The organism is Pseudomonas sp. TH31 (assembly GCF_016650815.1).
Lineage (GTDB): Bacteria > Pseudomonadota > Gammaproteobacteria > Pseudomonadales > Pseudomonadaceae > Aquipseudomonas.
Genome location: NZ_JAEKEZ010000022.1, coordinates 94,082 through 118,329 on the forward strand (window position 1 = coordinate 94,082; position 24,248 = coordinate 118,329).

Here is a 24,248-nt window from a genome sequence, read left to right on the forward strand (position 1 = left end):
CTCCTCGCCATAGCGGCCTATGACTCGTCGCGGCGCCTTGCCAGACGGCAACAGCCACTCGTCAAAAGAAGAACGTATTGGTGAGACAGGACACTTCTTTAGTAGCCAACACCGTGCAGTCAGAAAAGGGATTCTTATGTTGCAGACTCGCGTTATCCCGCCCGCCGAAGGCGCTTACCAGTATCCGTTGCTGATCAAACGACTGCTGATGTCCGGCGCTCGTTACGAGAAAACCCGCGAGATCGTGTACCGCGACCAGTTGCGCTACAGCTATCCGACGCTGATCGAGCGGGTCGCACGGCTGGCCAACGTGCTGACGGCGGCCGGGGTCAAGGCCGGGGATACCGTCGCGGTGATGGACTGGGACAGCCATCGCTACCTGGAATGCATGTTCGCCATCCCGATGATCGGCGCGGTGATCCACACCATCAACGTGCGCCTGTCACCGGAACAGATCCTCTACACCATGAACCACGCCGAGGACCGCTTTGTGCTGGTCAACAGCGAGTTTGTGGGGCTGTACCAGGCCATCGCCGGGCACCTGACCACGGTTGAGAAAACCCTGCTGCTGACCGACCTGCCAGAGAAAACCGCCGATTTGCCGAACCTTGTCGGCGAGTACGAGCAACTGCTGGCTGCCGCGAGTCCGCAGTACGAGTTCCAGGATTTCGACGAAAATTCCGTCGCGACCACCTTCTACACCACCGGCACCACCGGCAATCCGAAAGGCGTGTACTTCACTCACCGGCAACTGGTGCTGCACACCATGGGCGTGTCGACCATCATGGGGTCCATCGACAGCGTGCGGCTGTTGGGCACCAACGATGTCTATATGCCAATTACGCCGATGTTCCATGTGCACGCCTGGGGCTTGCCGTATGTGGCGACGATGCTCGGGCTCAAGCAGGTTTACCCAGGGCGTTACGACCCGGAGTACCTGGTGGAGCTGTGGCGCAAGGAGAAGGTCAGTTTTTCCCACTGCGTGCCGACCATTTTGCAAATGGTCCTCAACGCCAAGGCGGCGCAGAACGTCGATTTCGGTGGCTGGAAAATCGTCATCGGCGGCAGCGCGTTGAACCGCACGTTGTACGAAGCCGCCAAGACCAAGGGCATTCAATTGACCGCCGCGTACGGCATGTCGGAAACCGGGCCGTTGGTCTCGTGCGCTCACCTCAATGACGAGTTGATGGCCGGCACCGAAGACGAGCGCACCACCTATCGAATCAAGGCCGGCGTGCCCGGGCCCCTGGTGGACGCGGCGATCATCGACAGTGACGGCAACTTCCTGCCCGCCGATGGTGAGACCCAGGGTGAACTGGTGCTGCGTGCGCCGTGGCTCACCGAGGGTTATTTCAACGAGCCACAGAAGGGCGCCGAGCTCTGGGCCGGCGGCTGGCTGCACACCGGCGACGTGGCGACGCTGGACAGCATGGGCGTGATCGACATTCGCGACCGGATCAAGGACGTGATCAAGACCGGCGGCGAGTGGATCTCTTCCCTGGACCTTGAAGATCTGATCAGCCGTCACGTAGCGGTACGTGAAGTAGCAGTGGTGGGCATTGCCGATCCACAGTGGGGCGAGCGTCCGTTTGCCTTGCTGGTGATCCGCGAGGGCCATGTGATCGGGGCCAAAGAACTCAAGGAGCACCTCAAGCCATTCGTTGAGCTGGGACACCTGAGCAAGTGGGCGATCCCGAGCCAGATTGCCCTTGTTACTGAAATTCCCAAGACCAGTGTCGGCAAGCTCGACAAGAAGCGCATCCGCCTCGACATCACTGAATGGCAGGCCAACAACAGCACCTTCCTCTCGACGCTTTAAGCGTTATCTGACGTCCACTGGCGTGCCCGAAAAGGCACGTCAGCCCCACCAAGCAAGCGCTTGGCTTGTTAAATCCGAATTTTCAGCCATCCTTGCCGTGCCGACACGTGTCGGACTGGCGAAAGGACTGTTCCAGAGTGGCCGGCAGCTGCAAATCACACTTTAGAGGGATCAAGCAGTACTACCTGCTGGCTATAGTCCGCTCAAGGATTTTTAAGAACGGAGCAAACGCACAAACGGGGCGATGCACATTTGGATTGATGTCGGGATCTCTTGGCTCCCGGTCACCCACAACGTTTTTAAAAGTACTCACTGCCATAACAATAATGCACATGGAGTAGCGTCGATGACATCAGTAAACCAGTTCTGGCGCCGGGCGAAATTGCCGTTGGCGGTCAGTCTTGCCTCTACGCTCGCCGGGCCCGCATTCGGCGTCAGTTTCAATGTTGGTGAAATCGAAGGTCAGTTCGACTCGTCGCTCTCCCTGGGCATGAGTGTTTCGACCCAGCAGCCGAACAAGAACCTTATTGGTGTCAACAACGGTGGCAAGGGCTTGTCCCAGACCTCTGATGACGGCCACGCGAACTTCAAGAGCGGCGAGGCCTTCTCGAAGATCTTCAAGGGCATCCATGACCTTGAATTGAAATACGGTGACACCGGTATCTTCGTACGGGGCAAGTACTGGTACGACTTCGCGCTGCAAAACCAGGACCTGGAATTCAAGAACGTCAGCAACGATCGCCGGGATGAAGCGGCCAAGTCATCGGGCGGCCAGATCCTCGACGCCTTCGTTTACCACAACTACTCCATTGCCGATGAACCGGGTTCGGTGCGTCTGGGCAAGCAGGTTGTGAACTGGGGTGAAAGTACCTTCATCGGCGGCGGCATCAACTCGATCAACCCGATCGACGTGTCTGCGTTCCGTCGTCCGGGGGCGGAGATCAAGGAAGGCCTGATCCCGGTCAACATGTTCTACGTGTCCCAGAGCCTTACCGAAAACCTGTCGGCCGAGGGCTTCTATCAGCTTGACTGGCAAAAGACCGTCACCGATAACTGCGGCACGTTTTTCTCCCAGCCCGACATCGTGACCACCGGTTGCGATGACAACCTGCGGGTACTGAACAAGCGTTCAACGATTCCAGGCGTGGCGCTGGGTCCATTGGCCGCTGCCAATGTCGACGTCAACGACGAAGGCGTTCTGGTGCGTCGCGCGCCGAACCGCAACGCACGGGACAGTGGGCAGTTTGGTGTTGCCGCCAAGTACATGTTCGATCCGCTGGCCACCGAATTCGGTGCCTACTTCATGAACTACCACAGCCGTGCGCCGATCTTCAGCGCCACGGGGGCGCCACAGTCGGTCTATAACGGCGTCAAGGCGCTGCCAGGCCCGTTCCAGGCGCTGGGGCCTTTGGTGGTGGCGGGTAACTCGGAGTATTTCATCGAGTACCCTGAAGACATTCGCCTGTATGGCCTGAGCTTCTCCACCACCCTGCCTACCGGTACGGCGTGGAGCGGTGAGATCAGCTACCGGCCGAATGCGCCGGTGCAGTTGAACTCCACCGACATTCTGTTCGCCGGTGTGCGTCCATTGGGCGGTGCGCTGACCAATGCGTCGCTTCTCAGCGGCGTCCCGGGGCAGGACCTGCACGGCTATAACCGCAAGGAAATCACCCAGTTCCAGACGACGTTCACGCATTTCTTCGATCAGGTCATGGGCGCCAACCGCCTGACCCTGGTCGGTGAAGTCGGTGTGACCCACGTCGGCGGTCTGGAAAGCAAGTCCGACGCCCGTTATGGCCGCGATCCGGTCTTCGGTCCGGGTGAGCTGCCTTCTACCGGCGGCCTCAATACCTGCTCGCAAATCCTCAACACCTCCACCATCAACGGTGCCGGACCGGGAGCCTCGACCAGTAACGTTGCCAGCAATTGCAACAACGACGGTTTCACCACGGCCACTTCGTGGGGTTATCGCGGTCGTGCCATCTGGGATTACAGCGACGTGTTTGCCGGCGTGAACCTGAAGCCGAACGTGGCCTGGTCCCATGACGTCAAGGGTTACTCACCAGGCCCGGGCGGCAACTTCGAAGAAGGTCGCAAGGCAATCAGCCTTGGGGTTGATGCCGAATACCAGAACACCTACACAGCGAGTCTGAACTACACCAACTTCTTTGGTGGCGACTACAGCACGGTGGATGATCGCGACTTCGTTGCCCTCAGCGTCGGCGTGAACTTCTAAGCACAGTTTTTTCAGGACGAACACACATATGAAAATAACAATGAGTCTGTTCCATGCCGGTGTTCTGGGGCTTTCGCTGTTGGCCAGCGCGGTCATGGCGGCGGTCCCTGCTGCCGAAGCCGACAAGCTGGGCAAAAGCCTGACGCCGATGGGGGCCGAGATGGCGGGTAACGCCGACGGTTCGATCCCGGCCTGGAAACCGCTGCCGAAAAATGCCGGTACGGTCGACAGCAAAGGCTTCCTGTCCGACCCTTACGCCAGCGAAAAACCGCTGTTCACCATCACTGCACAAAACGTTGACCAATATAAGGACAAGCTTGCGCCGGGCCAGTACGCGATGTTCAAGCGCTACCCGGACACGTTTAAAATGCCGGTCTACCCGTCTCATCGCGGCGCCACAGTGCCGGATGACGTGTTTGCCGCCATCAAAAAGAATGCCACGACCACCAACCTGGTCGCCGGCGGCAACGGTCTGGAAAACTTCGAAACTGCGGTACCGTTCCCGATCCCGAAAACCGGTCTGGAAGTCATCTGGAACCACATCACCCGCTACCGCGGTGGCAGCGTGACCCGCCTCGTGACCCAGGCGACGCCACAGACCAATGGCTCGTTCAGCCTGGTGTATTTCCAGGATCAGTTCGTGTTTCGCGACAAGATGAGGGACTACGACCCGAAAAATCCGGGCAACGTCCTGTTCTACTTCAAGCAGAAAGTGACCGCGCCGGCCCGTCTGGCAGGTACCGTACTGTTGGTGCACGAGACCCTTGACCAGGTGAAGGAGCCTCGCAAGGCCTGGGTCTACGCCACTGGCCAGCGCCGTGTGCGTCAGGCACCGCAAGTGTCCTACGACGGCCCGGGCACAGCCGCGGATGGCCTGCGCACATCCGACAACCTGGACATGTACAACGGGGCACCGGATCGTTATGACTGGGCGCTCGAAGGCAAGAAGGAAATGTACATTGCCTCCGACAGCTACAAGATCGATTCGCCGACTCTCAAGTACACCGACATCATCAAGGCCGGCCATATCAACCAGGACCTGACGCGTTACGAGCTGCGCCGGGTCTGGCATGTGGTGGCAACCTTGAAGCCGGGTCAGCGTCATATCTACGCCAAGCGTGACTTCTTCATCGACGAAGATACCTGGCAGGCAGCCGTCATCGACCATTACGACGGTCGCGGTCAACTGTGGCGCGTGGCCGAAGCCCATGCCGAGGATTACTACGACAAGCAAGTGCCGTGGTATGCACTGGAAGTCCTGTACGACCTGCAATCGGGCCGCTACCTGGCACTGGGCATGAAGAACGAAGAGAAGCAGGCGTATGACTTCGGCTTTTCTGCCAGCAAAAGTGAATTCCAGCCGGGCAACCTGGGCCAGGATGGTATTCGCTAAGCGGTAATCAGAGGCCGCATCCTCGAAAAACGCCCCGACTGGTTCGGGGCTTTTTTTTGGGGAAAAACATCAAAAGATCGTCCGAACGCGGCCCGAGCCTTCGGCAGCTCTTGCGGGTATACGCCGATCCCATGTAGGAGCTGCCGAAGGCTGCGATTTTTTCACTGATACGGATGTATCAAAAGCCTGACACCTTTGGTTGTATTCTTTTTGTAGCCATTTGTAGCAACAACCTTCAATAGCGCTCCGTTTACCGCTAGTCTGCGGACATCTGCAACGCCGCCAACAGCAATTCAAACAAGAGCCGGCCATGACTGATCTGTCCCCACTTCCGGGTCCTGCAAACGTTGCCGTCGCGGCACTGGATGGGCGTTTCTTCCAGCCCCCGTTGCCCGACGGCCATGTGTTGCGACCTCGCCTGTGCGAACGCCTGAGAGCGGGGCTGGGTGGCCGGCTGTTGCTGGTCAGCGCCCCGGCGGGTTTCGGCAAGAGTTCGTTGGCAGTGGAGTTCTGTCAGAGCCTGCCGGCCCATTGGCAAAGTCTTTGGCTGGGTTTGAGCCCGCGGGACAACGATCCGGGGCGTTTCCTCGAGCGACTGCTCGAAGGCCTTCAGGACTATTTTGCGCAACTGGGCAGCAAGGCGCTCGGGCTGCTGAAAATGCGTCAGCGCCATCAACCGTTCGCTTTCGAAGAATGGCTGGACGGTTTGCTGGATGAGCTGGCCGTGCACCTGTCGCCGAGTACGCCCTTGCTGCTGGTGCTGGATGACTACCATTTGGCCCAGGGACCGGTGCTCGATCGTTGTCTGCAATTTTTTCTCAATCACCTGCCCGATGGCCTGCTGGTCATGGTCACCAGTCGGCAACGTCCTGACTGGCACCTGGCGCGACTGCGGCTGTCGCGGCAACTGCTCGAACTGCATGAGCAAGACCTGCGCCTGACCCGTGACGAAGCCCTGACCCTGCTGAATCGCCACTGCAGTTCATTGCGCGGCGAGGCGCTGGAAAACCTGATCCTGCGCAGTGAAGGCTGGGTGGCCGGCCTGCGCTTCTGGCTGCTGGCGGCGTCCGAAGTCGGCAATGAGGGTGCGTTGCCGCAGTCGCTGCACGGCGGGGAAGGGCTGATCCGCGATTACTTGCTGGAAGAAGTCATCGATTGTTTACCCGCCGAAGTGCAGGCATTCCTCTATGACACGGCGCCTCAGGAGCGATTCTGCAGCGAGTTGTGTGACGCCGTGCGCGAGGCCCATGACAGCGCCGAGATCCTGCGTTTCCTGCTGGCCCATCAGATTTTCCTGGTGCCGCTGGACGAACACGGTCATTGGTACCGTTATCACCATTTGTTTTCCGACTTGCTGCGTACCCGGCCCACAACCCAGGCCCTGGTGCCGGCCGCGAGCCTGCATTTGCGCGCCTGTCGCTGGTTCAACGCCCAAGGGCTACTCGATGAAGCGGTGGAGCAGGCCTTGCGCGCCGGGCACCTGGATGTCGCGGCGAACCTGGTGCAAAACCTGTCGGAAGAACAGCTGCTGGCGGAGCAAAACGTTGGCATGCTGCTGCGCTGGAAAATGGACTTGCCCGACAGCCTGCTGATCAGCACACCACGGCTGATTGTGCTGTACAGCTGGGCGCTGGGGCTGGCCTGTCAGCTGGACGCTGCCGAGGAACTGGCCAATCACTTGAGTCGCTTCCTGCCAGCGCCGTCGGCTACGGCGCAGAAGTCCATGCTGGCGCAATGGCTGGCCCTGAGCGGCATCATCGCCCGGGGGCGCGGCAATCGTGAACTGACGCTGCTTTATTGCAGCGAAGCGTTGGAGAGCCTGCCTGCCAAGCGTTACGGCCAACGGTTGATGTGTCTTTCAACCTTGTCCAACCTGGCCATTGCCGACGGCGACTTGTGGCATGCCCGGGGGTTGAACCGTGAATCCCTGGAACTGGCGCAGCGCGTGGGCAATCCACTATTCGAAGCCCTCGCGCATTACGATCGCGCTCGAGTGTTGCAGGCCCGGGGAAATCCTGCGTTCACTGGATGAGGTCCGTCAGGGGTTGCAACGCCTGCACGGGTTATCGCCGCAACGACTTTATGCGGTACGGGCCCGTCTGGTCTTGTATGAAGGCTTCCTGCTGGCCCTGCGTTTGCAACCAGACGCCGCACGGTTACGTTTGCAGGCCGGATTGAGCGAAGCGCGAGCCTGTCGCGACATCAGCGTATTGATCGGCCACTGTGTGATCGCCCGGCTCGAGGGCAGCGGCGGCGAGTTCGCCAAAGCCTTTGCCGAACTGGCCGAAGCCGAACGCTTGATGCACATCTGGGACGTACCGCCGATTTACTATCTGGCGATGATTACCCTGGTCAAATGCGAACTCTGGCTGGCCCAGGGCCGTACCGACCTGGCCGAAGCCTGGCTCACGCGACTGGGCCAGACCTACAACGGTGAAGGCGCCGCCGCCCCGCCGGAATTTCATCCACAATTGCCATTGCATATCGAATTGCAGCAAGCCTTGCTGGAAGTGATTCAAGGGCAACCGATGCTGGCGGAAGGGCGATTGAATGCGCTGCTGGAGCATGGGCAGCAAACGGGCCGGCAGATGCTCAGCGTGATGGCGCTGACGCAAAAGGTCGCACTGTTACTGGCAGGCGGGCGAGAGCCCGAAGCGCGCAAGGCGTTAGCTCAGGCCTTGGAAGCAGCGGCCGGTGGCGTGCTGCAACCCTTTTACGGGTTACTGGCCGAACATCCGGACTGGTTGCGTGGGCAACTTCAGCTTTATGCACAGACGGCTGTTTCGCAAAACCTCATGGAACAACTTCCCGCCGTGGCGTCACGTCCGGCCTTGGAGTTATCCCCAGGTACAGAACACCTCAGTACTCGCGAACTGGCCGTTTTACGACTGATCGCCCAAGGTTGTTCGAACCAGGAAATCAGCGACCAGTTGTTTATCTCCCTGCATACAGTGAAAACCCACGCCAGTCATATCAACAGCAAGCTTGGGGTTGAGCGCAGGACACAAGCGGTGGCTCGGGCGAAGGAGCTCGGCGTGTTGGGGTGAGGTTTTTCATGAGGCGCAGGGGCACAAATGGCTGGCGACATTTTGTGCCAAAATTGGCCATCTCCCGGTTCCCGAGCATGCCCAGATGTCCCAGCAACCCACCCTCATCCGCGAAACCTTCCCCGTCGGCCCTTTGCAGTGCAACTGCACCATCATCGGCGACCCCGTCACCAAAAAAGCCATCGTCGTTGACCCGGGCGGCAATCACGAACTGATCCTGGCCCGCCTCGACGCTCTAGGTTTGAAGGTGGTCAGCATCATCCACACCCACGCGCACCTCGATCACTTCCTGGCTTCCGGCCAGTTGAAGGAGAAAACCGGCGCGACCTTGCACTTGCATAAAGAAGATCAATTCCTCTGGGACAACCTGGAGATGCAATGCCAGATGTTCGGCGTGCCTTACACACCGGTGCCGCCGCCGGATCGCTGGTTGGCGGATGACGAAGAACTGGCCTGTGGTTGCGGTGTGGCGATTCACACGCCGGGGCATACGCCAGGTTCCATGAGTTTTTGGTTTTCAGAGGCTAAGCTGCTGATTGCCGGTGACACGTTGTTTCGGCGTGGGGTAGGGCGTACTGATTTGTGGGGCGGTGATCAGGCGACGATTGTGCGCTCGATCAAGCAGCGGCTGTATACCCTCGACGAGGAAGCCACCGTGGTGACCGGGCATGGTCCGGACACGTGTCTGGGCGATGAAATGCGCGGTAACCCCTTTGTTCGGGCATGACGGTCAGCGATTGAATTTTTTTCGTCTGCGATGATCCAACGCCCGCGATGGTCTTTTGCCAACGTCCGTTGCACCACAGAATGCAAAGTAGGAGCTCTTCATGTTCACCACGCCTCGCTTGATTATTGTTGCTACCGCCGTGGCCTTGTTGGCCGGTTGCGCTTCACCCAATCCTTATGACAATCAGGGCCAGGCCGACGGATCGTCTGGCGTGAGCAAAACCGCCAAGTACGGTGGGCTCGGCGCCCTGGCCGGTGCATTGGCCGGTGCTGCGATCGATCACAACAACCGTGGCAAGGGCGCGCTGATTGGCGCTGCTGTGGTAGGTGCCTCCGCTGCCGGTTACGGTTACTACGCCGACAAGCAGGAAGCCAAGCTGCGGGCCAGCATGGCCAATACCGGGGTTGAAGTGCAGCGCCAGGGCGATCAGATCAAGTTGATCATGCCGGGCAACATCACGTTCGCTACCGATTCGGCGAACATCGCTCCGAGCTTTTATCAGCCGCTGAACAACCTGGCGGGCTCGCTCAAGGAGTTCAATCAGAACCAGATCGAGATTGTCGGCTTCACCGACAGCACCGGCAGCCGTCAGCACAACATGGACCTGTCCCAGCGTCGGGCCCAGAGCGTGGCGACTTACCTGACGTCCCAAGGCGTGAGTGGCGCCAATCTGTCGGCACGCGGTGCCGGGCCGGATAACCCGATTGCCAGCAACGGCGATGTCAATGGCCGGGCCCAGAACCGTCGGGTTGAAGTCAATCTGAAGGCGATTCCGGGTCAGCAGTATCAGCAACAGGGTCAGCCTGTTCAGCAGTACCAGCAGCAGGGTCAACCTGTTCAGCAATACCCGTAACAGCCTGACTGAACCCCAGGTCTAAAAGCCCGCCCGATTCTCAGCAGATCGGGCGGGCTTTTTTGTGTCGACAGTTCCGGCCCCTTCGCGAGCAAGCCCGCTCCCACATTTGGAATGCATTCCCCTGTGGGAGCGGGCTTGCTCGCGAAGAGGCCGGCACAAATAACCAAACACTCAGCCACAAAAAAGCCCCCGGACGATCTCTCATCCGAGGGCTTTTTGTGTAGCGCGAAACCTGATTACTTCTTCAGGCCGTAATGCTCATCGAGCATGCCCGGCGCGTTAGGAGCTTTGGGGGCGTAGTCGCGAGGCGGCTCCTGATTGCGCGGCGGCGTCAGGCGCTCCCGTGGTGCCACGGCGGCATCGGCGTGCAAGGCAGCCAGCAGGCGTTGGCGAGTCTGCTCGTCCAGGGCCAGGCGGTTGGCACCCTCGGCGAGATGGTCCTGCACGTCCTGGTAGCTCGCAGTCAGTTTCTTGACCAGTGTTGCAGTGCTGTTGAAGTGGGTAACCACTTCGTTCTGATAACTGTCGAAACGTTCCTGAATATCATCCAGCTGACGTTGCGTGCGGTTAGGCGCGGCATTCGGCACCAGACGAGCGACCAGGAATCCAAGGGCGACACCCACAACCAGGGCAAGAGTCGGCAACAACCAAACTAAGAGCGAGTGTTCCACGAGTCCTTCCTCTATAAACGGCTTTGCTTTACGTTAACGGCTCGAACCTGCGCTGTATACCGCGATTCACTCGCAATAGATTGGCACAGACAATTTGCTAGACGAGTCGACCCGATTCGAGGTCACGGAGTTCCTTCCTTGCTTATGCGCGAAACCCCTGTAGTGATTGATGGCCCTGTCGGTCAGCTGGAAGCTTTGTACCTGGATAGCGACCAGCCCCGCGGCGTAGCGCTGATCTGCCATCCGAACCCGGTGCAGGGCGGCACGATGCTCAATAAAGTCGTCTCGACCTTGCAACGCACTGCCCGGGATGCCGGTTTGATTACCTTGCGCTTCAACTATCGCGGCGTCGGCGCCAGTGAAGGCAGCCACGATATGGGCACTGGTGAAGTCGACGATGCCCAGGCCGCGGCCGAATGGCTGCGGGCCAAACACCCCGAGTTGCCACTGACCCTGTTCGGTTTCTCCTTCGGCGGTTTTGTTGCCGCAAGTCTCGGCGGCCGCCTGGAAGCCAAAGGCGAGCAGCTCAAGCATTTGTTCATGGTCGCGCCGGCGGTCATGCGCCTCGGCGATCAGGATCAACTACCCCAACTTGGCGAGTTGACCCTGATCCAGCCGGAAACCGACGAAGTGATCGATCCTCAACTCGTCTACGACTGGTCTGACAAACTCGATCGCCCCCATGAGCTGCTGAAAGTGGCAGAATGCGGACACTTTTTTCATGGCAAGCTGACCGATCTCAAGGATCTGATCCTGCCGCGTCTTTCGAATTGATTGCAGTCTGACAAGCGATTACCCATGACGACTCGTACCCGTATCCTCACCGGCATCACCACCACCGGCACGCCGCACCTGGGCAACTACGCCGGCGCCATCCGCCCGGCGATCATCGCCAGCCGTGACAGCAATGCCGATTCGTTCTACTTCCTGGCTGACTACCACGCCCTGATCAAATGCGATGACCCGCTGCGCATTCAGCGTTCGCGCCTGGAAATCGCCGCGACCTGGCTGGCCGGTGGCCTGGATGTCGACCGCGTGACGTTCTATCGCCAGTCCGACATCCCGGAAATCCCCGAGCTGACCTGGCTGCTGACCTGCGTTGCCGCCAAGGGCCTGCTCAACCGCGCCCACGCCTACAAGGCCTCGGTGGACAAGAACGTCGAAACCGGCGAAGACCCGGATGCTGGCATTACCATGGGCTTGTACAGCTACCCGGTGCTGATGGCTGCGGACATTCTGATGTTCAACGCCCACAAAGTGCCGGTCGGTCGTGACCAGATCCAGCACGTGGAAATGGCCCGCGACATCGGCCAGCGTTTCAACCATCTGTTCGGTCAGGGCAAAGAATTCTTCACCATGCCCGAAGCGCTGATTGAAGAAAGCGTCGCCACACTGCCAGGCCTCGACGGTCGCAAGATGTCGAAGAGCTACGACAACACCATTCCGTTGTTTAGCAGCGCCAAGGAAATGAAAGACGCGATTTCGCGGATCGTCACCGACTCCCGCGCGCCGGGCGAAGCCAAAGATCCGGATAACTCGCATCTGTTCACCTTGTTCCAGGCTTTCGCCACCCCGGCGCAGTCCGACGAATTTCGCAGTGAACTGTTGCAGGGCCTGGGTTGGGGCGAGGCGAAGAATCGTCTGTTCCAGTTGCTCGACCGCGAACTGGGCGAGCCCCGTGATCGCTATTACAAGCTGATTGAACGCCCGGCGGACCTGGAAGACGTCCTGCAGATCGGCGCCAAAAAGGCCCGCTCGGTGGCGACGCCGTTCCTCCATGAGCTGCGCGAAGCGGTCGGCCTGCGTTCTTTCGTTGCCCAGACCCAAGTCGCGGCGACCACCAAGAAGAAAGCCGCGAAAGCCGCGCGTTTCGTCAGCTTCCGCGAAGACGACGGCAGCTTCCGCTTCCGTCTGCTGGCCGCTGATGGCGAGCAACTGCTGCTGTCGCGCAACTTCGCTGACGGTAAAACCGCCGGTCAGGTGACGAAGCAGCTGCAAGCGGGTCAGCCTCTGGACGTGCGCAGCGAAAAGATGAGCTTCAGCGTCTGGCTGGAAGGCGAGAGCGTTGCCGACAGCGCGACCTTCGCTGACAGCGCCGCCCGCGACGTCGCCATCGACGCCCTGCGCATTGCACTGACGCCAGTTCAGGAATAAATCTGCGGCTCGGCCCGACCAAGGGCTGATTGCCATTCTCACGGGCCGTCGCTACAGTGGCGGCCCGTTTTTGTTGCCTTGCTAACGAATTATGACGCCCCTAGAACGATATCAAGCTGATCTGAAACGCCCGGACTTCTTCCATGACGCCGCGCAGGAAACTGCGGTGCGTCATTTGCAGCGCCTGTACGACGATCTGGTCGCGGCCTCGCACGTCAAGCCGGGCCTGTTCGGCAAACTGTTTGGCAAGAAAGACCAGGCGCCGGTCAAGGGCCTGTACTTCTGGGGCGGCGTTGGCCGTGGCAAGACCTACCTGGTCGACACGTTCTTCGAAGCCCTGCCGTTCAAGGAAAAGACTCGGACGCACTTCCACCGCTTCATGAAGCGCGTGCACGAAGAAATGAAGACCCTTGGCGGCGAGAGAAACCCGCTGACCATCATCGCCAAGCGCTTCTCCGACGAGTCGCGGGTGATCTGTTTCGATGAATTCTTCGTCTCTGACATCACCGACGCCATGATCCTCGGCACGTTGATGGAAGAACTGTTCAAGAACGGCGTGACCCTGGTCGCGACCTCGAACATCGTGCCGGACGGTTTGTACAAGGACGGCCTGCAGCGTGCGCGCTTCCTGCCGGCCATTGCGCTGATCAAGCAGAACACCGACATTGTCAACGTCGACAGTGGCGTCGATTATCGTCTGCGTCACCTTGAGCAGGCCGAACTGTTCCACTTCCCGCTCGACGACGCATCCCACGAAAGCCTGCGCAAGAGCTTCCGGGCCCTGACGCCGGAATGCACGGCCGCTACCGAAAACGACGTGTTGATGATCGAGAACCGCGAAATCCGTGCCTTGCGCACCTGTGATGACGTGGCCTGGTTCGACTTCCGCGAACTGTGCGACGGCCCGCGCAGCCAGAACGACTACATCGAACTGGGCAAAATCTTCCACGCCGTGTTGCTCAGCGGTGTCGAACAGATGAACGTCACCACCGACGACATCGCCCGACGCTTTATCAACATGGTCGACGAGTTCTACGACCGTAACGTGAAGCTGATCATTTCTGCCGAAGTCGAGCTCAAAGACCTCTACACCGGCGGTCGTTTGAATTTCGAATTCCAGCGCACCCTCAGCCGTCTGCTGGAAATGCAGTCCCACGAATTCCTGTCCCGGGCGCACAAGCCGTAGAACGTTTCGGAAATAAAAAAAGGCCTGCATTGCAGGCCTTTTTTGTGGACGAAGATCAACGGATCGCAGCCTTCGGCAGCTCCTACCGAGGCAAGTCGTACGCCGCGTAGGAGCTGCCGAAGGCTGCGATCTTTATCGATCTCCCCTAAGTCGAAGAAGCGTGGTGGTGCGCCGACACCTACGCCACTTATCTACGCCGCCTGCTGAAACTGTTGCCGATACTGGTTCGGCGACAGCTCGGTGTGCTGGCGGAACAGCCGCGCAAAGAAGCTCGCATCGTCATAACCGACCTCATAACTGATGGTCTTGATGCTCTTGCGGCTGGCGGACAACAAACCCTTGGCGGTTTCGATGCGCAGGCGTTGCAGGTAATGCAACGGCTTGTCGCCAGTGGCGGTCTGGAAGCGGCGCATGAAGTTGCGGATGCTCATGCCGTGTTCCCGCGCGACATCTTCGAAGCGGAACTTGTCGGCAAAGTGTTCTTCGAGCCAGTGCTGGATCTGCAGGATGATCACGTCCTGGTGCAGCTTCTGTCCGCCGAAACCGATCCGCCCCGGCGCATAGTTACGCTGCACTTCATACAGGATGTCCCGGGCCACGGCCTGGGCCACGTTGGCACCGCAGAAACGCTCGATCAGGTAGATGTAGAGGTCGCACGCCGAGGTAGTGCCGCCGGCGCAATACAGGTTGTCAGCATCGGTCAGGTGTTTGTCCTGATTGAGTTGAACCTGTGGGAAACGCTCGGCAAAGGCATTGAAGAAGCGCCAGTACGTGGTCGCTTCCTTGCCATCGAGCAACCCGGCTTCCGCCAGCCAGAACACCCCGGTCGCTTCGCCGCACAGCACCGCGCCCCGGGCGTGTTGTTCGCGCAGCCACGGCAGCACCTGTGGATAACGTTTACAGAGCGTGTCGAAATCATCCCAGAAAGCCGGGATGATGATGATGTCAGCGTTTTCCAGCCCGCCGTCCACCGGCATGATCACATCGCTGAAGCTGTTCACTGATTTGCCATCAGGGCTGACCAGCCGGGTTTCGAATGCCGGTGTCAGGCCCAGGCCCAGTTGTTTGCCGTAGCGCAGGCTGGCCAGATGGAAGAAATCCTTGGCTTGCATGAGGGTGGAAGCGAAAACCCGGTCGATAGCCAGGATGCTGACGCGCCGTAAAGGCGTAGAGACTTGGTTAGACATAATTCAACTTTATTCTTATAGGGGAAAGTGGTCACCAGACGGCTGGATCGTCTTATTTTTTGTCTGATGTGTCCAGTGTCCTGTATCGCAAGCGCGGCTTAGTCTCTGAGGTCAACTCCTCCCAACAATAACGACAGGTGCCGCATGATCCCCAGAACCTTGTTCAGTTCCGAGCACGAACTTTTTCGCAACAGCGTGCGAACGTTCCTCGAAAAAGAGGCGGTGCCGTTCCATGGGCAATGGGAAAAGCAGGGCTACATCGACCGCAAGCTTTGGAACAAGGCGGGGGAGGCGGGGATGCTCTGCTCGCATTTGCCGGAGGAGTACGGCGGGCTGGGGGCGGACTTTCTCTACAGCACGGTGGTGATCGAAGAAGTCGGTCGTCTAGGCCTGACCGGGATCGGCTTCTCGCTGCATTCGGACATCGTGGCGCCGTACATCCTGCATTACGGTAGTGAAGCCTTGAAGCACAAGTACCTGCCGAAACTGGTGTCTGGCGAAATGGTAACGGCGATTGCCATGACCGAGCCTGGCGCGGGTTCTGACCTGCAAGGGGTGAAGACCACTGCTGTGCTGGACGGTGATGAGTACGTGATCAACGGCTCGAAAACGTTTATCACCAATGGCTTTCTGGCGGATCTGGTGATTGTCGTCGCCAAGACCGATCCAAAGGCCGGGGCCAAGGGCACCAGCCTGTTTCTGGTGGAAGCCAATACGCCGGGTTTTGCCAAGGGCAAGCGTCTGGAAAAAGTTGGGATGAAGGCCCAGGACACCTCGGAGCTGTTCTTCCAGGATGTGCGGGTGCCCAGGGAGAATCTGCTGGGTCAGGCCGGGGCGGGCTTCGCTTACCTGATGCAGGAACTGCCACAGGAGCGCCTTACCGTCGCCATCGGCGGGCTGGCTTCGGCCGAAGCGGCCTTGCAGTGGACGCTGGATTACACCCGCGAGCGCAAGGCATTCGGCAAGGCGATTGCGGACTTCCAGAACACCCGTTTCAAGTTGGCGGAAATGGCCACCGAGATCCAGATTGGCCGGGTCTTCGTCGATAAGTGCCTGGAACTGCACCTGCAAGGCAAGCTCGACGTGCCAACCGCCGCGATGGCCAAGTACTGGGGTACGGACCTGCAATGCAGGGTGCTCGACGAGTGCGTGCAGTTGCATGGCGGTTACGGGTTTATGTGGGAATACCCGATAGCTCGGGCGTGGGCGGATGCGCGGGTGCAGCGGATCTATGCGGGGACCAACGAAATCATGAAGGAGATTATTGCGCGGTCGCTTTGATTCTCAGTGAGTGCTGAAAAGATCGCAGCCTGCGGCAGCTCCTACAGGGGAATGGCGTATACCCTGTAGGAGCTGCCGAAGGCTGCGATCTTTCTCGGGCGCTACAAACTAAGGCGCCGGATTCGGGTGATCCTTGTGAATCGCCTCGATCCCTGCCAGCACTTCATCGGAAAGTTTCAGATCGAAACTCGCTAAATTGCTTTCAAGCTGCTCCAGCGTCGTCGCACCAATGATGTTGCTGGTCACGAACGGTTGCGCAGTCACGAATGCCAGCGCCATCTGCGCCGGGTCCAGGCCGTGCTCACGGGCCAGTGCCACATAACGGCTGCAGGCTGCTTCCGACTGCGCGTTGAAATAGCGGCTGAAGCGGCTGTAGAGGCTCAGGCGCCCCTTTGCTGGACGAGCGCCCCCTTCGTACTTGCCCGACAGGAAGCCGAACGCCAGCGGCGAATAGGCCAGCAGGCCGCACTGTTCGCGAATGGCGATTTCCGCCAGGCCGACTTCGAAGCTGCGGTTGAGCAGGTTGTACGGGTTCTGGATCGATACGGCGCGCGGCCAGCCACGGGCTTCGGCCAGGGCGAGGAAGCGCATGGTGCCCCAAGGGGTTTCGTTGGACAGGCCGATGTGGCGGATCTTGCCGGCCTTGACCTGCTCGTCCAGCGCTTCGAGGGTGTCTTCGAGCGGGGTCAGGTTGGCTTCGATCTTGTGCTTGTAGCCCAGTTGGCCGAAGAAGTTGGTGCTGCGTTCCGGCCAGTGCAATTGATAGAGGTCGATGTAGTCGGTCTGCAAGCGCTTGAGGCTGGCATCCACGGCTTCGGTGATGTGCTGACGGTTGTGCCGCAGGTTTTTGTCGCGGATGTAATCGATGGTGTTGCCGGGGCCGGCGATCTTGCTCGCCAGGATCCAGTCGGCACGATCACCACGGCTTTTGAAGTAATTGCCGATGTAGCGCTCGGTGGTGGCGTAGGTTTCGGCCTTGGGCGGCACCGGGTACATTTCGGCAGTGTCGATGAAATTGATCCCGGCGCTTTTGGCCCGATCAATCTGGGCGAAGGCTTCAGCCTCGCTGTTTTGCTCGCCCCAAGTCATGGTGCCGAGGCAGATTGCACTCACGTTCAGATTGGTTCGGCCTAGCTGGCGATAGTCCATCGGATGCTCCTTGGGCAAAACAATCATAAAAGCAGGTTGAAATATTTTTCGCAATCTGCATAATTGCGCACCTCTTTCTGCAGTGGAAGTGATGCGCCGCCGCCGAAGAATCTTGCCGTTGAACGGACGCGCCGACCCGAGCCCCCGAAAGCGTCTGTATCCGGCTGCCTTTGACTTGTCAAAGTACGCACTATTCAGTAAGATCCGCCGTCTAATTTACAGGGCGGCCCCTGAGGCTATAAAGAATGAAAACTTTTACTGCTAAACCGGAAACAGTACAGCGCGACTGGTTTGTCGTCGACGCTGCAGGTCAGACCCTGGGTCGTCTGGCCACCGAAATCGCGAGCCGTCTGCGTGGCAAGCATAAAGCTGAGTACACTCCTCACGTTGACACCGGCGATTACATCGTCGTTATCAATGCCGAGCAGATTCGTGTAACTGGTGCTAAAACCACCGACAAGATCTACTACTCCCACTCCGGTTTCCCGGGCGGCATCAAGTCGATCAACTTCGAAAAGCTGATCGCTAAAGCCCCTGAGCGCGTGATCGAGACCGCGGTCAAAGGCATGCTGCCTAAGAACCCGCTGGGTCGCGACATGTATCGTAAGCTGAAAGTCTATGCGGGCGCTGTACACCCTCATACTGCTCAGCAGCCCCAAGAACTGAAGTTTTAACGGAATAGTTCATTATGTCGGCGACTCAAAATTACGGCACTGGCCGTCGCAAGACCGCAACCGCACGCGTTTTCCTGCGTCCGGGTACTGGTAACATCTCCATCAACAACCGCACCCTGGAAAATTTCTTCGGCCGCGAAACTGCCCGCATGGTAGTTCGTCAGCCGCTGGAACTGACTGAGACTGTCGAGAAATTCGACATCTACGTCACCGTGATCGGTGGTGGTGTAAGTGGTCAAGCTGGCGCAATCCGCCACGGTATCACTCGCGCACTGATGCAGTACGACGAAACCCTGCGTGGCGCTCTGCGCAAAGCTGGCTTCGTTACTCGCGATGCTCGCGAAGTTGAACGTAAGAAAGTTGGTCTGCGTAAAGCGCGTAAGCGTCCGCAGTACTCGAAGCGTTAATTCGCTTCCACGTTCAAAAAGAACGCCCATCTCCTCGCGGAGCTGGGCGTTTTTTTATGCGTGCGATTTCTCAAAGAATTGCGCTGTGACAACTTGCCACATCCGTAGAGCCCCTATACTGCAAGGCTCGGCAGTGGAGCCCTTGGGTAATTACCTTGTCAGAATTGGGGCTTTTCATTACCATTCGGCAAAATTTTTATAAGTACATAGTTTTAACTTAGTAGATGCCTGATTTAACAGGCCACAAAGCTGATGGGAGAGGACTGAATGAGCAATGACGGCGTGAATGCAGGCCGGCGTCGCTTCTTGGTAGCAGCCACATCCGTGGTGGGTGCTGCAGGAGCGGTGGGGGCTGCGGTCCCGTTCGTGGGGTCATGGTTTCCCAGTGCCAAGGCGAAAGCCGCAGGTGCACCGGTGAAAGTGAATGTCAGCAAAATCGAGCCAGGCCAGCAGATGATTGCTGAGTGGCGCGGTCAGCCAGTATTCATTGTCCGCCGAACCGCGGAAATCCTGGGGAATCTGAAGAAGATCGAGGGCCAGTTGTCTGACCCAACCTCCAAGAACTCGACACAACCGACCTACGTTGATCCAGAAACGCGTTCGATCAAGCCAGAGGTTCTGCTGCTGATCGGTATCTGCACACACCTGGGTTGCTCGCCGACCTTCCGCCCTGAAGTGGCACCCGCTGATCTGGGCAAAGACTGGGTAGGTGGTTATTTCTGCCCTTGCCACGGTTCCCATTACGATCTGGCTGGTCGCGTCTACAAGTCGCAACCTGCGCCTCTGAACCTGCCAGTTCCCCCGCATTCCTATGAGACCGATGAGCTTATTGTCATTGGCGTCGATACGGAGAAAGCGTGATGAGCAAGTTCATGGATTGGGTTGATGCGCGCTTTCCCGCGACCAAAATGTGGGAAGACCATCTCAGCAAGTACTACGCCCCGAAGAACTTCAACTTCTTCTATTTCTTTGGTTCCCTTGCACTGCTCGTTCTGGTCAACCAGATCGTTACCGGTGTCTGGCTGACCATGAGCTACACCCCGTCGGCCGAGGAAGCATTTGCCTCCGTCGAATACATCATGCGCGACGTCGAGTACGGCTCGATCCTGCGTCTGCTGCACTCCACCGGCGCTTCGGCGTTCTTCATCGTGGTCTATCTGCACATGTTCCGTGGCTTGCTCTACGGTTCGTACCAGAAGCCGCGTGAGCTGGTGTGGGTCTTTGGCATGCTGATCTACCTGGCGCTGATGGCTGAAGCCTTCATGGGTTACCTGCTGCCGTGGGGCCAGATGTCCTACTGGGGTGCCCAGGTGATCATCTCGCTGTTCGGTGCGATCCCGGTTATTGGTAACGACCTGACCCAGTGGATCCGTGGTGACTACCTGATTTCCGGTATTACCCTGAACCGCTTCTTCGCCTTGCACGTTGTAGCCCTGCCGATCGTGATCCTCGGTCTGGTGGTATTGCACGTTCTGGCGCTGCACGAAGTCGGCTCGAACAACCCGGACGGCGTGGACATCAAGAAACACAAGGACGAAAACGGCGTACCTCTGGACGGCATTGCCTTCCACCCGTACTACACCGTGAAAGATATCGTCGGCGTGGTGGTGTTCCTGTTCATCTTCTGCTCGATTGTGTTCTTTTTCCCGGAAATGGGCGGTTACTTCCTCGAGAAGCCGAACTTTGAAGTGGCCAACGCCTTCAAGACCCCAGAGCACATCGCTCCGGTCTGGTACTTCACACCGTTCTACGCAATCTTGCGGGCGATTCCGGACAAGCTGATGGGCGTTATCGCCATGGGTGCTTCAATTGCCATGCTGTTTGTCTTGCCGTGGCTCGATCGGAGTCCGGTCAAGTCCATGCGCTACAAGGGCTGGCTGAGCAAGATCTGGCTTTGGGTGTTCTGCATCTGTTTCGTGATCCTCGGTGTGCTGGGCGTATTGGCCCCAACCCCTGAGCGTACGCTGGTGTCGCAGATTTGCACCTTCCTGTACTTCGCTTACTTCATTCTGATGCCGTTCTACACCAGGCTCGAGAAGACCAAACCGGTTCCGGAAAGGGTGACTGGCTGATGAAAAAGCTATTTGCTGTATTGATTCTTGCTGCCCTGCCGATGTTGTCCTTTGCCGCCGAACACGGTGGTCCCGAGCTGGAAAAAGTCGACATCGACGTTTCCGATAAGGCGGCCATGCAGGACGGCGCGCGTACGTTCGCCAACTATTGCATGGGCTGCCACAGCGCCAAGTTCCAGCGCTATGAGCGCGTTGCCGACGATCTGGGCATTCCTCACGATCTGATGCTGAAAAACCTGGTGTTCACGGGGGCCAAGATCGGCGACCACATGAGCATCGGCATGCAGTCTGCAGACGCCAAGGCCTGGTTCGGTGCGGCACCGCCGGACCTGACCCTCGTGGCGCGCGTTCGTGGCACTGACTGGCTCTACGGTTACCTGCGTTCGTTCTATGAAGACCCGGCGCGTCCTTGGGGTGTGAACAACAAGGTGTTCCCGAATGTCGGCATGCCTAACGTGCTGGTCGGCCTGCAAGGTCGTCAGGTGGTCGGTTGCAAACAGGTTCAAATCGTCGAGGACGGCAAGAAGCAGTATGATCCGCTGACCGGTACGCCGCTGACTCATGAAGCGTGCGATCAGTTGACCATCGTGCCGAAGACCGGTGCTCTGAACGAAGAGCAGTTCAATGAGAAGGTCAAGAATCTGGTAACCTTCCTCGCTTACTCGGCTAACCCGGTTAAGCTGCAACATCAGCGCATCGGTACCTATGTATTGCTGTACCTGGCGTTCTTCTTCGTATTCGCATACTTGCTCAAGCGTGAATACTGGAAAGACGTACATTGATAAAGCTGTAAGCAATTGCTGTTAATCGCGCGCGCCCAGGGGCGTCTCTGAAGGTGTAACGAGTCTGGTGAGCCAGGCGTTACGGGAGGCGTCCTCTGGGCGCGCGCGTTTTTCCGCTTCCGATAATTTCTACAAGCGAGGAGGACCGCCATGGGCGTGACCAATCGGTTGGCCTGTTACTCCGACCCCGCCGACCACTATTCCCACCGAGTACGCATCGTACTTGCAGAGAAGGGTGTCAGCGCCGAGATCATTTACGTGGAAGCTGGTCGTCACCCGCCTAAACTGATCGAAGTGAACCCTTACGGTAGCTTGCCCACCCTGGTCGATCGTGACCTGGCGTTGTGGGAGTCGACCGTGGTGATGGAATATCTGGATGAGCGTTACCCGCACCCGCCTTTACTGCCGGTTTATCCTGTGGCGCGTGCCAACAGCCGTCTGCTGATTCATCGTATTCAGCGTGACTGGTGTGGCCTGGTGGATCTGATTCTGGATTCCCGGTCCAAGGAAGCAGCCCGTGTCGTGGCTCGTAAAGAGCTGCGCGAAAGCCTGACCGGCGTGTCGCCGTTGTTCGCCGACAAGCCGTTTTTCCTCAGCGAGGAACAAAGTCTGGTGGATTGCTGCCTATTGCCAATACTCTGGCGATTGCCGATTCTGGGTATTGAACTGCCGCGGCCTGCCAAGCCGCTGCTTGATTACATGGAGCGCTCTTTCGCGCGTGAGGCTTTCCAGGCGAGTCTGTCTGGTGTCGAACGCGATATGCGCTAAGGCTTAAGGAGCCGCTATGAACTCCAGTCGACCTTATCTGGTCCGCGCGCTCTACGAGTGGATTGTTGATAACGATTGCACCCCGCACATGCTGGTCAATTCCGAGTATCCGTCGGTGCAGGTACCTCAAGGTTTCGCCAGTGATGGACAGATTGTCCTGAACGTTTCGCCGGCAGCCGTGCGTCATTTGCACATGGACAACGAAGCGGTCAGCTTCGAAGGGCGCTTCGGTGGCGTGCCGCACACCCTGTTCGTGCCTATCGCTGCGATCCTGGGCATTTACGCCCGGGAGAACGGCCAGGGCATGGTGTTTGATCTGGAGTCGCCGATGGAAGACGACGAAGAGATCGAGCCGGATGATGATGTTCCGCCACCCGACAACGAACCGCCGCGCCCCAGCGGTCGACCCAGTTTGAAAGTGGTGAAGTAATAAAAAAGGCGATCCGAAAGGATCGCCTTTTTTATTACTTCACCACTTTCAAACGTAGGAGCTGCCGAAGGCTGCGATCTTTTGATTTTGGCTTTTTAAGATCAAAAGATCGCAGCCTTCGGCAGCTCCTACAGGGCGAAGGCGATCTCAAGAGCGCCTTCGCCGGCAAGCCTGGCTCCTACAGGAGAGAGGTCTCAGTCGATGTATTCGAACAGCTTCACAATCTTCTGCACGCCGGCAACGCTCTGAACCAGATTGGTGGCCTGTGCGGCTTCCTGCTTGGTCAGCAGGCCCAGCAGATAAACGATGCCGTTCTCGGTGACGACCTTGATGCGCGAACCTGGGATGCTTGCATCGGCCAGCATCTGGGTCTTGATCTTGGTGGTCAGCCAGGTGTCGTTCTGGCGGGCGATGAATCCGGACGGCGGCAGGATCTGCAGCTCGTTATGGACTGTCTTCACACGCTGGACGGCGGCGGCAGCCTGTTCGGCCTTGGCCTTCAAGTCTGCGCGAGGCGTTTGCCCTGCCAGCAATACGACGCCGTTGAAGCTGGTGACGACGATGTGCGAGTCGTTATCCAGCGCCGGATCGGCCTTGGCGACGTTAACGCCAACCTTGGTATCAATCAGGGAATCGTCGATTTTGCTGCCGAAGGTGCGCGTGCCGCGGTCATCTTCAATCGGTGCTTCACGGCTGGCGTTAACCACCGAGGTGCAGCCGCTGATGCCGATGAGGCACAGGGTCAAGGCCAGAAGGCCTAGGCGATTAGGGGTCATTCTTCACTCCCGAACAGTTGGCTGTCGATCAAGTCGCAAAGGCAGTGGATCGCCAGCAGGTGGACTTCCTGAATACGTGCGGTGACATTGGCCGGTACGCGAATCTCGACGTCTTCGGGCAATAGCAGCGACGCCATGCCGCCGCCATCACGACCGGTCAATGCTACGACAATCATTTCGCGATCATGTGCGGCCTGGATCGCTTGAATAATGTTCGCCGAGTTGCCGCTGGTGGAAATCGCCAGCAATACGTCACCCGGCTGGCCGAGGGCGCGGATCTGTTTGGAAAAGATTTCGTTGTAGCTGTAGTCGTTGGCGATCGAGGTGATCGTCGAGCTGTCGGTGGTCAGCGCGATGGCTGGCAGGCTCGGGCGCTCGCGCTCGAAGCGGTTGAGCAGTTCCGAGGAGAAGTGTTGGGCGTCACCGGCGGATCCGCCGTTGCCGCAGGAAAGCATTTTGCCCTCGTTGAGCAGGGCGTTGACCATCACCTGGCTGGCTTGCTCGATGTGCGGTGCAAGTACGTCCATCGCCTGTTGCTTGGTGTCGATACTGGCCTGAAAAAGCTGGCGAATTCGGGATTGCATGTCCATCTGTGTGACCTTAATTGGCGCGGCTACTTGGCACATGAATGTG

At 58.5% G+C, this 24,248-nt stretch carries 21 protein-coding genes and 1 pseudogene; 17 read left to right on the forward strand and 5 right to left on the reverse strand.

Features of this window, described 5'->3' with window-relative positions:
• Positions 1 to 136 precede the first annotated feature (136 nt).
• From JFV26_RS15090 to JFV26_RS15115, 6 genes and pseudogenes are all read left to right on the forward strand, one after another.
• Positions 137 to 1,819: a fatty acid--CoA ligase gene (locus tag JFV26_RS15090; RefSeq protein WP_201193575.1), complete on the forward strand. Its 1,683-nt coding sequence runs from the start codon at positions 137 to 139 to the stop codon at positions 1,817 to 1,819.
• Between the two features lie 346 nt (positions 1,820 to 2,165).
• A complete protein-coding gene (locus JFV26_RS15095) occupies positions 2,166 to 4,055 on the forward strand; it encodes a DUF1302 domain-containing protein (RefSeq protein WP_201193576.1) in 1,890 nt (629 codons plus the stop codon).
• A 28-nt stretch (positions 4,056 to 4,083) separates the two neighbouring features.
• Positions 4,084 to 5,448, forward strand: a complete 1,365-nt coding sequence (locus tag JFV26_RS15100) for a DUF1329 domain-containing protein (protein ID WP_201193578.1) — start codon at positions 4,084 to 4,086, stop codon at positions 5,446 to 5,448.
• A gap of 310 nt (positions 5,449 to 5,758) precedes the next feature.
• A pseudogene (locus JFV26_RS15105) lies at positions 5,759 to 8,495 on the forward strand (LuxR C-terminal-related transcriptional regulator).
• Between the two features lie 85 nt (positions 8,496 to 8,580).
• On the forward strand, positions 8,581 to 9,222 hold the full coding sequence (locus tag JFV26_RS15110) for an MBL fold metallo-hydrolase (RefSeq protein ID WP_201193580.1): 642 nt from the start codon (positions 8,581 to 8,583) through the stop codon (positions 9,220 to 9,222).
• Between the two features lie 100 nt (positions 9,223 to 9,322).
• Positions 9,323 to 10,075: an OmpA family protein gene (locus tag JFV26_RS15115; protein ID WP_201193582.1), complete on the forward strand. Its 753-nt coding sequence runs from the start codon at positions 9,323 to 9,325 to the stop codon at positions 10,073 to 10,075.
• A 239-nt stretch (positions 10,076 to 10,314) separates the two neighbouring features.
• On the opposite strand, the gene JFV26_RS15120 is transcribed toward JFV26_RS15115, so the two are convergent.
• Positions 10,315 to 10,749, reverse strand: a complete 435-nt coding sequence (locus JFV26_RS15120; protein WP_201193583.1) for a ZapG family protein — start codon at positions 10,747 to 10,749, stop codon at positions 10,315 to 10,317.
• Between the two features lie 144 nt (positions 10,750 to 10,893).
• Between JFV26_RS15120 and JFV26_RS15125 the strand changes: the two genes are divergently transcribed.
• From JFV26_RS15125 to zapE, 3 genes are all read left to right on the forward strand, one after another.
• A complete protein-coding gene (locus JFV26_RS15125) occupies positions 10,894 to 11,523 on the forward strand; it encodes an alpha/beta hydrolase (RefSeq protein WP_201193841.1) in 630 nt (209 codons plus the stop codon).
• Positions 11,524 to 11,547: 24 nt separating this feature from the next.
• Positions 11,548 to 12,903 (forward strand): tryptophan--tRNA ligase, encoded by a 1,356-nt coding sequence (locus tag JFV26_RS15130; protein ID WP_201193586.1) that lies wholly within the window; start codon positions 11,548 to 11,550, stop codon positions 12,901 to 12,903.
• A gap of 91 nt (positions 12,904 to 12,994) precedes the next feature.
• A complete protein-coding gene (gene zapE, locus JFV26_RS15135) occupies positions 12,995 to 14,089 on the forward strand; it encodes a cell division protein ZapE (protein ID WP_201193588.1) in 1,095 nt (364 codons plus the stop codon).
• Positions 14,090 to 14,280: 191 nt separating this feature from the next.
• On the opposite strand, the gene JFV26_RS15140 is transcribed toward zapE, so the two are convergent.
• Positions 14,281 to 15,177, reverse strand: a complete 897-nt coding sequence (locus JFV26_RS15140; protein ID WP_201193843.1) for a GlxA family transcriptional regulator — start codon at positions 15,175 to 15,177, stop codon at positions 14,281 to 14,283.
• A gap of 243 nt (positions 15,178 to 15,420) precedes the next feature.
• Between JFV26_RS15140 and JFV26_RS15145 the strand changes: the two genes are divergently transcribed.
• Entirely contained in the window at positions 15,421 to 16,557 is a 1,137-nt protein-coding gene (locus JFV26_RS15145) for an acyl-CoA dehydrogenase family protein (RefSeq protein WP_201193590.1), read from the forward strand.
• Between the two features lie 108 nt (positions 16,558 to 16,665).
• Here the strand turns inward: JFV26_RS15145 and JFV26_RS15150 are convergent, their stop codons facing one another.
• Positions 16,666 to 17,706, reverse strand: coding sequence for an NADP(H)-dependent aldo-keto reductase (locus JFV26_RS15150; RefSeq protein WP_201193592.1), 1,041 nt, complete (start codon positions 17,704 to 17,706; stop codon positions 16,666 to 16,668).
• Between the two features lie 245 nt (positions 17,707 to 17,951).
• Between JFV26_RS15150 and rplM the strand changes: the two genes are divergently transcribed.
• The 7 genes from rplM (at position 17,952) to JFV26_RS15185 (ending at position 22,839) form a co-directional block, all read left to right on the forward strand.
• Entirely contained in the window at positions 17,952 to 18,380 is a 429-nt protein-coding gene (gene rplM / locus JFV26_RS15155; RefSeq protein WP_007905295.1) for a 50S ribosomal protein L13, read from the forward strand.
• Positions 18,381 to 18,394: 14 nt separating this feature from the next.
• Positions 18,395 to 18,787: a 30S ribosomal protein S9 gene (rpsI, locus tag JFV26_RS15160; protein ID WP_003216038.1), complete on the forward strand. Its 393-nt coding sequence runs from the start codon at positions 18,395 to 18,397 to the stop codon at positions 18,785 to 18,787.
• A gap of 267 nt (positions 18,788 to 19,054) precedes the next feature.
• Positions 19,055 to 19,648, forward strand: coding sequence for a ubiquinol-cytochrome c reductase iron-sulfur subunit (petA, locus tag JFV26_RS15165; protein ID WP_201193594.1), 594 nt, complete (start codon positions 19,055 to 19,057; stop codon positions 19,646 to 19,648).
• On the forward strand, positions 19,648 to 20,859 hold the full coding sequence (locus JFV26_RS15170) for a cytochrome b (protein WP_054045582.1): 1,212 nt from the start codon (positions 19,648 to 19,650) through the stop codon (positions 20,857 to 20,859). Before petA ends, JFV26_RS15170 begins: the two co-directional genes overlap by 1 nt.
• Positions 20,859 to 21,641: a cytochrome c1 gene (locus JFV26_RS15175; protein WP_201193596.1), complete on the forward strand. Its 783-nt coding sequence runs from the start codon at positions 20,859 to 20,861 to the stop codon at positions 21,639 to 21,641. Before JFV26_RS15170 ends, JFV26_RS15175 begins: the two co-directional genes overlap by 1 nt.
• A 150-nt stretch (positions 21,642 to 21,791) precedes the next feature.
• Entirely contained in the window at positions 21,792 to 22,409 is a 618-nt protein-coding gene (locus JFV26_RS15180; protein ID WP_201193598.1) for a glutathione S-transferase N-terminal domain-containing protein, read from the forward strand.
• Positions 22,410 to 22,425: 16 nt separating this feature from the next.
• Positions 22,426 to 22,839, forward strand: coding sequence for a ClpXP protease specificity-enhancing factor (locus JFV26_RS15185; protein ID WP_201193600.1), 414 nt, complete (start codon positions 22,426 to 22,428; stop codon positions 22,837 to 22,839).
• A gap of 194 nt (positions 22,840 to 23,033) precedes the next feature.
• On the opposite strand, the gene JFV26_RS15190 is transcribed toward JFV26_RS15185, so the two are convergent.
• Positions 23,034 to 23,615 (reverse strand): BON domain-containing protein, encoded by a 582-nt coding sequence (locus JFV26_RS15190; RefSeq protein ID WP_201193601.1) that lies wholly within the window; start codon positions 23,613 to 23,615, stop codon positions 23,034 to 23,036.
• Positions 23,612 to 24,205: a phosphoheptose isomerase gene (locus tag JFV26_RS15195; protein ID WP_007904374.1), complete on the reverse strand. Its 594-nt coding sequence runs from the start codon at positions 24,203 to 24,205 to the stop codon at positions 23,612 to 23,614. The genes JFV26_RS15190 and JFV26_RS15195 overlap by 4 nt, the downstream gene beginning before the upstream one ends.
• Positions 24,206 to 24,248: the final 43 nt, after the last annotated feature.

Coding starts and splice junctions, on each gene's coding strand:
- JFV26_RS15190 (WP_201193601.1), bottom strand. CDS start 23,615: ATGACCCCTAATCGCCTAGGCCTTCTGGCCTTGACCCTGTGCCTCATC.
- JFV26_RS15115 (WP_201193582.1), top strand. CDS start 9,323: ATGTTCACCACGCCTCGCTTGATTATTGTTGCTACCGCCGTGGCCTTG.
- zapE (WP_201193588.1), top strand. CDS start 12,995: ATGACGCCCCTAGAACGATATCAAGCTGATCTGAAACGCCCGGACTTC.
- rplM (WP_007905295.1), top strand. CDS start 17,952: ATGAAAACTTTTACTGCTAAACCGGAAACAGTACAGCGCGACTGGTTT.
- JFV26_RS15170 (WP_054045582.1), top strand. CDS start 19,648: ATGAGCAAGTTCATGGATTGGGTTGATGCGCGCTTTCCCGCGACCAAA.
- JFV26_RS15110 (WP_201193580.1), top strand. CDS start 8,581: ATGTCCCAGCAACCCACCCTCATCCGCGAAACCTTCCCCGTCGGCCCT.
- JFV26_RS15095 (WP_201193576.1), top strand. CDS start 2,166: ATGACATCAGTAAACCAGTTCTGGCGCCGGGCGAAATTGCCGTTGGCG.
- JFV26_RS15195 (WP_007904374.1), bottom strand. CDS start 24,205: ATGGACATGCAATCCCGAATTCGCCAGCTTTTTCAGGCCAGTATCGAC.
- JFV26_RS15090 (WP_201193575.1), top strand. CDS start 137: ATGTTGCAGACTCGCGTTATCCCGCCCGCCGAAGGCGCTTACCAGTAT.
- JFV26_RS15150 (WP_201193592.1), bottom strand. CDS start 17,706: ATGGACTATCGCCAGCTAGGCCGAACCAATCTGAACGTGAGTGCAATC.
- JFV26_RS15130 (WP_201193586.1), top strand. CDS start 11,548: ATGACGACTCGTACCCGTATCCTCACCGGCATCACCACCACCGGCACG.
- JFV26_RS15175 (WP_201193596.1), top strand. CDS start 20,859: ATGAAAAAGCTATTTGCTGTATTGATTCTTGCTGCCCTGCCGATGTTG.
- JFV26_RS15125 (WP_201193841.1), top strand. CDS start 10,894: ATGCGCGAAACCCCTGTAGTGATTGATGGCCCTGTCGGTCAGCTGGAA.
- JFV26_RS15145 (WP_201193590.1), top strand. CDS start 15,421: ATGATCCCCAGAACCTTGTTCAGTTCCGAGCACGAACTTTTTCGCAAC.
- JFV26_RS15180 (WP_201193598.1), top strand. CDS start 21,792: ATGGGCGTGACCAATCGGTTGGCCTGTTACTCCGACCCCGCCGACCAC.
- rpsI (WP_003216038.1), top strand. CDS start 18,395: ATGTCGGCGACTCAAAATTACGGCACTGGCCGTCGCAAGACCGCAACC.
- JFV26_RS15100 (WP_201193578.1), top strand. CDS start 4,084: ATGAAAATAACAATGAGTCTGTTCCATGCCGGTGTTCTGGGGCTTTCG.
- petA (WP_201193594.1), top strand. CDS start 19,055: ATGAGCAATGACGGCGTGAATGCAGGCCGGCGTCGCTTCTTGGTAGCA.
- JFV26_RS15185 (WP_201193600.1), top strand. CDS start 22,426: ATGAACTCCAGTCGACCTTATCTGGTCCGCGCGCTCTACGAGTGGATT.